This is a genomic window from Desulfosarcina sp. (genome assembly GCF_033791525.1).
Lineage (GTDB): Bacteria > Desulfobacterota > Desulfobacteria > Desulfobacterales > Desulfosarcinaceae > Desulfosarcina.
This window is the reverse complement of the sequence record NZ_JASJGN010000368.1, coordinates 1-9,105: the sequence shown is the minus strand read 5'-3', so window position 1 is coordinate 9,105 and position 9,105 is coordinate 1. Positions and strand designations below refer to the sequence as shown.

The following is a 9,105-nucleotide window of genomic DNA, read 5'->3' as shown; positions in this document are numbered from 1 at the left end:
ATAGTGTCATTTATCGTCCAAGAAAAACCAACTGCTGGAGGACCATCTTGCGTTCAAAAACATGTCCACTTTGTGGAGAGATAGCCGGATACACAAACTCATGCCACGCTAAAGAGAATAAATGCTACTATTGTAAACAATGCTTTAATTTCATTATATCGCAACCTGCCGAGGAAATTATCTTCAAGTATCCAAAGGAAAAGCGACTGTCGTTTTCAGTTAAATCAAAAAAATCATTTGTTTGCCAGGTATTGGTAATCGATACCACCGAAGCGGGTGGTCAAGAAAGTATCGAATTTAAGTACGAGCCGGAAAGTAATTGGTACTGATCTTTCAATCTTACATCATTAAAACCAATCACGCATTAAAAACATATCTTGAGGATGACGATGCCGAAAAGTGCATGATCGGAAAGACGTGTGTGGGCTTGAGTATTGAAATTGCCCAATTGAGAGGAAATATCGAACGAACACCCGGAGATCGTTGAACATGCTTATTGATAAAGAAACATATGCGCTACGGGTCAATGAAAGCGCTCATGACGTCAATGATCTGAACAAAACGCACATTCCTTTCTCTGGGTCGCCACATGGACATCCCAATGACCCGCAAAAGATAATTCTGATTGTCAATCCGTTAAGCGCTTTTGCCTATTATTTTGAATTCAGGATCAGGGACATTGCCTATGTAATAAAACTTCCCAGCCTTGTTGGCCTGGAGGGGGAAACCATCCTCATGGCTCGAATCTGGGTCAAGCAGGGAAGTGTCGGGATTCGTTCCAGTCCTTTTTGTGTTGACCAAAAAGATGAGGCTTTATCTTTACAGCAGGGATTGCAAAAAAATGAGCACTTCTCTGAGGATGTTTATTCTGAAAAAAACGCTGCCTGGCTACCCCGTTTTGTTTCACGGGGTTGAGTTCATTTTTATCCATATGTTTTAATAAAGTACACGCCTGATACCGCCTGAAATTCAGTGCCCAACTTGTTCCGACTCGGAAACTCCAGAAAGGGTTGCTCGTTATGAAGGAATTAATTCAATTTATCGCTCATGAGTTGGTTGACTATCCAGAAAAAGTAACCGTCAATGAAGTGATAGGCAACAGTACTGCTGTCTTGGAATTGAACGTGGCCAAGGAAGACCTGGGAAAAGTTATCGGAAAGCATGGCCGAACTGCTCAAGCCATGCGTACCCTTTTAAATGCAGCATCCGGAAAGGCTAAGAAAAGAATGATTCTAGAAATTATAGAGTAAATTATAGTCAATAATCCACTTTAAATCTTACGGCAAAAAAATTAAACCAAAGCGTTTTTAGGATGACAGGTGGAGGACCAACCCATGGTGATGCATTCAAAAGCAAGCATTCTCGTTGTCGATGATGAAGAATTAATAAGGAATCTGGTCTGCTTGATGCTGTCAAAACTCGGTTATAAGCCAACATCCGCACGGCATGCGATCGAAGCGCTCAATTGCATAAAACATGATGATGGTTTTCAATTGGTGCTGACAGATATCAACATGCCCATAATTAACGGCTGGCAATTCGCGCTTCGCGTCAAGGCTTTGAAGCCCTGCCTGCCAATCGTCGCACTTACCGGAGAATCTCCGGATGGCATTCTTCCCCGGCTCACGGGCAGTGGAATCAGTCATGCCCTCTTTAAACCGATTCAAATGAATTCTTTGGGAAACGCTTTATCATCCATTCTTGAATCTACAACGGACACATACACCATAGAATGCGTGGCCAGTGGTGACAAAGATATCAGCTTCAAATATATTTGATGGACTCGTAAATAGTCGCATTCCCGACGGATTTGTAAAAACGCCGAGATCAAGGCTTGCAAATCCCGAGAATACCGCTATCGCGGGTGCCGTAGGCAGCGTACTTACGGTACTCCGCAGTGATGAGGGATGCAGCGTAACGCAGATATCGGCTTTTTTACGAATCCGTCACATTTAATTTCCGGAGGGACTTGGGGTTCCCGTCCGCTTGATCCAAGCGCCACACAATCAGCCATTCAGGGCTTCCATCCTTGCTTGTTGATTTACCGAATACAAAGGAAAATAAAATGGGCAGTATTTACCTAATCCACTTCTTCGACGGGATGATGCACACAGCCAGTGATCTCCAACCCGGCATTTTTCAAGCCGCAAAGGAAGGAGAACTTGACATCATCGACATCACCGACCCGACCATACCGAGATTTTACGTTGATGGCGTTTGGAGGGAGATTGATTGGGTTCATAAAACAGAAATGAAATCCAGCCTACCCAGCCAACTGATTGTTGAGGCAAATGCCTGCAACCCTGCCAATTAATGGTAACGTGTTCCTTTCAGCTATGTCTTCAATTGAAAATCGATGTCCAGTTCGCTCGCTAACCCCGCCGTAAGCGACGATGAATGCGCTCGATAGCATGGTTCAACGGTCAAAAGGCGTTCTCCAGGGCCAGCATCCTGGCCTTCAAGGGCTCACCGCCACCAAACAGCCCCGGTGACCCGTCGCTTTTGATCACCCGATGACAGGGGATTAAAACCGGATAAGCATTGTTGGCCATGGTGGTGCCCACAAACCGGGCTGCACGGGGCAGGCCGGCAAGCCGGGCCACCTGACCGTAAGATGCGGTTTCACCGTATGGAATCTTGGCCACGATGCGGTACACGGCCTGTTGGGAGGGGGTAAAACGGGAAAGGTCCATCACCGGCCAGGGGATCTCGATCGATTCCCCATTGAAATAGCGGACCAGGGCCGCAGCGATTTTAAGTGCGGTTGGGTGGTTGCTGTCGATTCGCCAATAGGCCTCGTCGAATGGCCGGCACAGTTCGTCGAGATCGGATGCGGGAAGCCTGGTCGCCACCAGTTTGAACGGTTCGGCGGAAAAGGCCACGGCGCCGTAGCCAAAAGCGGTGTCGACGATCAGGTAGCGGTTCATGGCCTACTCCCGGCAATTTTGATGAATGATCTGGATGCGGCGGGGACAAAAAAACCCCTGACGGAGGGATCCGCCAGGGGTTGGAACGTCTTTGGCATCGCCGATGATTAAGTCTCTTCGACGGTAATGGCGCTCTCTTCGCACACTTCCACGCAGCTTTCGCAGCCGAGACACTCTTCTGCGTTTACCGCGACGGATTTTTCGTCCTGCATCTCGAATACTTCCACGGGACAAACATCGACACACTCTTCGCAGCCAACACACTTTGCCTCGTCAACGATCGGGTTAAAAGCCATCTTAACAGTCTCCTTTCAATAGTTTTCTATGCGTGTTGATCCAATTATCAACATCTGCTTTCTTTTAATGAAAAAGGGCTTATACCAAATAAAACACCCAGTCAAGCGCTGATGGCGTTTTTTTCGGCGCCTCGCCACATCCCCCTCAATTCCACGCCAGTTGGGCATTTCACCGATCTCAACATCAACTTTCCACCAGAATGATCAGGGTGTGACAAACCGATTTCGGTTCTTGTTTTTCTCCCTGCGGGGCAAGGGCTGCAGGAGCCATCCGCCGGATGACGGTGGCGGGTGTCCGATTGGCAGCGCCAAAAAGGGTCACGGTGACGGTTGTTCCGGATGCCGCATCGGCGGCTGGAGACGCAATGGAAGAAAGGTCAGTCGATGCCAGGGATTCCCGGTTGGCCAGATCAACCAGCAGCTTACCCAATACCGGCGCCGTGCCGGCCGGTGGAATGGGAAGTCGACTGTCAGCCAGCCGGTCGAGACGCAGCGCTTCGCCATGGGTTTCCAGCAGGGTATCGATCACCGCGCGGCTGGTGGTGACCAGTACATCCGGCTGCGCGGCATCGGCAAGGGCCAGGGCGGCCCAGGCGCGAATCCGTTGCCCGCTCAGCGTTGCACCTGGATCGTCCCGCCAGATCACTGTACCGGACGCCTGACGCTCGAACCCCACTTCATCGGCATCCTTCAGGGTGTCCAGCAGAACATTTTCAGACGATTTGAACCGGTTGAGGTCATCGTCAAGGCGGTCGGTGGCCAGATCGTTTTCCTGGGCCAGGGCCAGGAACAGTCGGGAGCTGAATTCGGCCTGGGTGTCTTCCGTCTCGTGATCCGTCTGACCATCGGATTGACGATACCGGTTGATGTCGGAACGGATCCGGTTGACCGCGGTTTCATCGAAAAAAGGAATTTCCCCTTGTCGCTGGCTGAAAAAATCGGCACCCGGGGTGGATTTTCCCTGATTCATGCGCGCCCACTCCATGAATTCCGACAAAGCGGCACGCAGCCGGTCGTCATCATGGGTAATCGGTGTGCGGATCTCAACGAGCCCCTGTGATGCCATTACACCCAGGCTTTCGGGGATGCTCGTCTTCAATGGCTGGTAAACCACCACCGGTCCCACTAACGAATTCAGAATGCGCGCCGTGGATTCCGACAGATAGGTGAAGGGCATGTATGCGGGGGTCAAGGTGTTATCCATTTTTCATTCACCATTCGATGTTGGACGTTCGATGTTCTTTTTTATCCAATTCCTTGGTTGAACCGCGATAGCGAGCGCATTTCCCGTCACCTGCCGCGTGGAGGTTTCAATCTATCCACCGGCCTTATCATCCCGGGGAACCACCCCCATTGCCAGCAACTGATCCCGCAGCCGATCTGCAAGGGCCCAGTCCCTGGCCTGCCGGGCACGTGTCCGTTCGGCCATCAATTGCTGTACCTGCGGGTTATCCGTTTCATCTTCAAAATCGAAGATATTGACCACGGTATCGATGCGGGCCAGGGTCTCCAGTACTTTTTCAGCCCCGGCGGCATCGATGCCATGATCTAAAATCAGGGTGTTGATGCGCTTGACCACGGTGAATAGGGAAGCCAGGCCGGCGGAGATGTTCAGGTCATCGTCCATGGCGCAGGTAAAGCCATTTTTGATGTCGTAGCACAGCTGATCCAGTTCCCCGTATGCATTTCCGCGATGGACATTTTTCAGGGCCCGGACGCAGGCATCCAGGCGCTTTAACGTCTTGCGCACCCGTTCCAGACGCGCCACCGAAAACAGGACCGGCTTGCGATAGTTTACCGAGATCAGCCAGTAGCGGAGCTCCCGTCCCGTAAACCCCATATCCAGCAGGGTCTGGATAGTTAAGGCGTCACCCTTTTCGTCCACTTTTTTGCCGTCCACCAGCACGCGGTCGCAGTGAACCCAGTATTTGGCCAGGGTTTTGCCCGTCAACGCCCCGGCGATGGCGATCTCGTTCTCGTGGTGGGGGAAAACCAGTTCGCGGCCAGCACAGTGGATGTCGAAGAAATCCCCCAGATAGCGCATGGACATGGCTGCACACTGCAGATGCCATGAGGGCCGCATGTTGCCCCAGTCGGTCCGGGTGTAGATGCCCCGCTTCAGTTCCGACAGCCGGATGCGCTTGAGCAGGGTAAAATCGCGGGGGTTGTCCTTTTCGTAGTCTTCCAGGTCCACGGTAGCGCCAAGGCGGATCTTGTTAAGATCGATTCCCGACAATTGGCCGTAGGTCTTGAATCGTGAAATGTCAAAATAGATGGAACGCAGTTTTTCGTATGCATAGCCTTTTTTGACCAGCCGTTCGGCCAGGTCCACCATATCGTCGGTGTGTTGGCTGGCCTTGGGATAGTGGTCGGCCGGCTGGATGCCCAGGGTACCGAGATCCTTGTGAAAAGAATCGATGTGCATGCCGGTGAAATCCTCCAGGGACATGCCGGCCTGCTCGGAACCCTCGATGGTCTTGTCGTCCAGATCGGTGATGTTCATCACCTGCTTGACCGCGTACCCCCGATAGGCCAGGTAGCGAGCCAGCAGGTCCGAGAAGACGAAACGGCGCCCCTCCCCCACGTGCATGCGCGCATGGGCAGTGGGGCCACAGGCGTACATGGAGACTTTCCCCGGATTCACCGGCATAAAAAGCTCTTTTTGACGGGTCATGGTGTTGAAGAGCTTGAGGTCGATTTTCTCCTGGACGGCAAATAACGGGGTGGACAGGTAGCGTTCACCGCCGTCGGGGAAAATCACCACCAGTATTCCCTGCTCCAGCGTCTGGGCGACCTCGGCGGCCACCACCATGGCGGCTCCGCTGCTCATGCCCACCATGATGCCCTCTTCACGGGCCAGACGCCGGGTCATCTCAAAAGCCGGCTCATCTTCGACATTGACCTTCTCGTCCAGCAAACGTTTTTCGAATATTTCCGGCTGATAGGCCTCCTTCATGTTTTTCAGCCCCTGCAGCCGGTGCCCCAGATAAGGCTCCACGCCGATGATGCGGATTTCGGAGTTGAACTCCTTGAGCCGCCGGGACAGTCCCATCAGGGTTCCCGAGGTGCCAATGGTGGCCACCATGTGGGTCAGCCTGCCTCCGGTCTGATCCCACAATTCGACAGCCGTGCCGTTGTAGTGGGCCATCCAGTTGGCCGGGTTGTTGAACTGGTCGGTCATGAAATAGGTGTCCGGGTTCTCCCGCGCGAGGCGGTATACCTCCTCGATGGCACCGTCGGTGCCTAAGTGGCCTGGCGTGAGCAGAATCTCCGCACCGCGCGCCCGGAGGATCTGCTGACGCTCCACACTGGCCGCTTCGCTCATAGCCAGCAGCAGCCGGTAACCCTTGACCGAGCAGACCATGGCCAGGCCGATACCCGTGTTGCCGCTGGTGGCCTCAATCACGGTTTTTCCTGGTTTCAGTTCGCCCGAGCGTTCCCCTTCCTCGATCATGGATAACGCCGGACGGTCCTTGATCGAACCGCCGGGGTTGAGGTACTCCAGCTTGGCCAGTATGCGGACATGCGGGTTGGGATTCAGCCGCCGGATCTCCACCAGAGGAGTGTTGCCGATATGATTCAGGATGCTGTGGGTCATGACAAAGGGTTCCACCTATAAAGGCCGTCACCATAAGGCGAAACAGCTATGAACGTCGAACATCGAACGTCCAACGTTGAATTTTGTATAAGGTATTCTGCCAACTTTATAAACAGCCGGAGCGAAGCGACTTCATCATTCGATGGTCGATGGTCGACGCTTAAAATGAGTCTCGAGCGTGCTTTCAATCTGCGCACGCACCGCTCGCTCATCTGCGGCGGCATCGATGATGGTAAACCGCTGCGGTTCCCGGCACGCCAGATCCAGGTATCCGGCCCTGACGCGCTGGTGGAAAAGCAGCTTTTCCTTTTCGAAGCGCGACTCCATCACATGGGCCGTATCGGAATCGATCCGGCGCCAGGCACGCGCCAGTCCGGCTTGTGGGTCCAGGTCAAGCAGCAGGGTCAGATCGGGCGTCAAGCCCTTGCAGGCCAGCTGGTGCAGTTGGCGAATCATGTCTCTGTTCAATCCCCGGGCATAGCCCTGGTAGACCAGGGTGGCATCGAAATAGCGATCGCAGACCACCACCTTGCCCGCTGCCAGTGCCGGACGCACGACCGTTTCCAGATGCTGGACCCGGTCCGCCACGTAGAGCAGCAGTTCGGCCGTAGGCGCCAAATCGCTGTTGTCCGGGTGGAGCAGGACGGAACGAATCTGACCGCCAATGGGCGTACCGCCGGGTTCCCGGGTAGTCAGGCAGCTATGGCCGGCCGCCGTCAGCCATTGGGCCATGGTTTGGATCTGGGTGGTTTTCCCCGAGCCCTCGATGCCTTCTAAGGTAATGAACATAATTGACGGTTCCGTAAGAAGCCCGATATCGGCGTTGTGCTTCATCCCTCGTCAATGCGGAGTATGGCCAATACGCCTCATTCCTCGGGATTCGCGAGCCTTGATCTCGAGCTTCTTACGAAACCGTCTGGAATGCAATTTCTTCTGATTTTTTTAAGTATGAAAGGGCAGATCGGGTCTAATTCCAATTAGAAATCGATAGGCCACCCTTGCTTCATCACTTAACACTTAACACGCAATACACATGCACCGGGTCGTATCACAACAGTCGTTCCAAATTCTCACTCAGCCTCAGAGTCTGCCGGTCCTTTATAAAAATGTCGCTCCAGGAGCCGGTGATAAGGCGTCCAGGAGCCGTCCGAGAGATCCTTGGCCACATATTCGCGAATGCTGTTGACCCGGGAATCCATCTCGTCGATATAGTTGAGCAGGACCGCCTCGATGGTTTTGGGTGGCTCGGGGGAGCCGAAAGCCCGCTCGCCGTGGTGGCTGACGATCATGTGCTTGAGCAGTTGGGCCTGGACGTCAGGAAAAGCCGGCACCTGCTTCAGTTTTTCATCCAGCATGGACAGGCCGATGATGATATGGCTGAGCAGCCTACCCTCATCCGTGTAGTCGATGCGGCGGGTATATTCCAATTCCCGGGTCTTGCCCACGTCGTGAAGAATCACCCCAGCCAGCAGCATATCCCGGTCCACGCCGCTGTAATGCGCGGCTATGGCTTCCGACAAAATGGCCATGGAGAGGGTATGTTCCAATAGGCCGCCGATATAAGCGTGGTGCATGAGCTTGGCCGCCGGCGCCCGGACGTAGGCGGCCACAAACGCGTCATCGCTCCAGAAGGCCTCAAAAAGTGCCTTTAAATGCGGGGTCTGCATCCGGGCGGTCATCTCCTTGAGCCGGTCAAACATTTTGGCCACGTCACGGGTGGTGGTCGCCAGAAAATCCCCTGCATCCACCTGGTCTGCCGGCACCCGGGCCATGTCCTTGACCACCAGCTGAAGGCTGCTCCGGTATTCGCCCACCTGCGCCCGAACATGCACGAAATCACCCTCGGCAACAGCTGCAGCGATGCGCTCCACCTGGTCCCACACCACCCCTTTTACCTGGCCGGTACGATCCGACAGGGTTACGTTCAAAAATGGGTTTCCGTCTTTCTTATGGGCCATGGCGCGCTGGGCCAGCAGAAACACCTCGTCAATGGCGCTGCCCGCAACAAGTTCAGAGACAAAACGTTTGGTCATCGGTGTCACCTCAACCCGGATAAACCGGTGCTGTTGGAAAGGCGCAGGCCGTAAACAACAAACTGCAAACACCAAATTTTAATTAAATTCCAAAATACAATATTGATGACCTCGTAAAAAGTCGAAATTTCGGTTTTGTTGTCGTCCCCGCGAAGGCGGGGATCCAGTATTAACAGGTAGTTATAGATTCCCGCCTTCGCGGGAATGACATGATCGGTGACTTTTTACGAATCCGTCAATACCTGGGGATG

At 53.5% G+C, this 9,105-nt stretch carries 11 protein-coding genes; 5 read left to right on the top strand and 6 right to left on the bottom strand.

All coding sequences use genetic code 11. The features are described from left to right. The 5 genes from QNK41_RS18220 to QNK41_RS18200 form a co-directional block, all read left to right on the top strand. A partial coding sequence (locus QNK41_RS18220) for a hypothetical protein (RefSeq protein WP_319259746.1) occupies nt 1–329 on the top strand: 329 nt, incomplete at its 5' end. Nucleotides 330–489: 160 nt separating this feature from the next. Further along, entirely contained in the window at nt 490–915 is a 426-nt protein-coding gene (locus QNK41_RS18215) for a hypothetical protein (protein WP_319259743.1), read from the top strand. Nucleotides 916–1,019: 104 nt separating this feature from the next. After that, nucleotides 1,020–1,250: a KH domain-containing protein gene (locus tag QNK41_RS18210; protein ID WP_319259740.1), complete on the top strand. Its 231-nt coding sequence runs from the start codon at nt 1,020–1,022 to the stop codon at nt 1,248–1,250. A 69-nt stretch (nt 1,251–1,319) separates the two neighbouring features. Beyond that, the gene (locus tag QNK41_RS18205; protein WP_319259737.1) at nt 1,320–1,778 is read left to right on the top strand and encodes a response regulator; all 459 of its coding nucleotides are present in this window, start codon (nt 1,320–1,322) and stop codon (nt 1,776–1,778) included. Between the two features lie 287 nt (nt 1,779–2,065). Continuing rightward, on the top strand, nt 2,066–2,314 hold the full coding sequence (locus QNK41_RS18200) for a hypothetical protein (protein ID WP_319259734.1): 249 nt from the start codon (nt 2,066–2,068) through the stop codon (nt 2,312–2,314). A 109-nt stretch (nt 2,315–2,423) separates the two neighbouring features. Here QNK41_RS18200 and QNK41_RS18195 read toward each other — a convergent pair whose 3' ends face one another. From QNK41_RS18195 to QNK41_RS18170, 6 genes are all read right to left on the bottom strand, one after another. Next, complete coding sequence (locus QNK41_RS18195; RefSeq protein ID WP_319259731.1) at nt 2,424–2,927, bottom strand: methylated-DNA--[protein]-cysteine S-methyltransferase; 504 nt, start codon at nt 2,925–2,927, stop codon at nt 2,424–2,426. 107 nt (nt 2,928–3,034) lie between these two features. Further along, nucleotides 3,035–3,223: a ferredoxin gene (locus QNK41_RS18190; protein ID WP_319259728.1), complete on the bottom strand. Its 189-nt coding sequence runs from the start codon at nt 3,221–3,223 to the stop codon at nt 3,035–3,037. A gap of 184 nt (nt 3,224–3,407) precedes the next feature. Further along, nucleotides 3,408–4,427, bottom strand: a complete 1,020-nt coding sequence (locus tag QNK41_RS18185; protein ID WP_319259725.1) for a hypothetical protein — start codon at nt 4,425–4,427, stop codon at nt 3,408–3,410. 111 nt (nt 4,428–4,538) lie between these two features. After that, complete coding sequence (gene cysS, locus QNK41_RS18180; RefSeq protein WP_319259722.1) at nt 4,539–6,821, bottom strand: cysteine--tRNA ligase; 2,283 nt, start codon at nt 6,819–6,821, stop codon at nt 4,539–4,541. Nucleotides 6,822–6,956: 135 nt separating this feature from the next. Next, nucleotides 6,957–7,610: a dTMP kinase gene (gene tmk, locus QNK41_RS18175; RefSeq protein WP_319259718.1), complete on the bottom strand. Its 654-nt coding sequence runs from the start codon at nt 7,608–7,610 to the stop codon at nt 6,957–6,959. Nucleotides 7,611–7,891: 281 nt separating this feature from the next. Next, the gene (locus tag QNK41_RS18170) at nt 7,892–8,854 is read right to left on the bottom strand and encodes a 3'-5' exoribonuclease YhaM family protein (RefSeq protein ID WP_319259715.1); all 963 of its coding nucleotides are present in this window, start codon (nt 8,852–8,854) and stop codon (nt 7,892–7,894) included. Between the last annotated feature and the right edge of the window lie 251 nt (nt 8,855–9,105).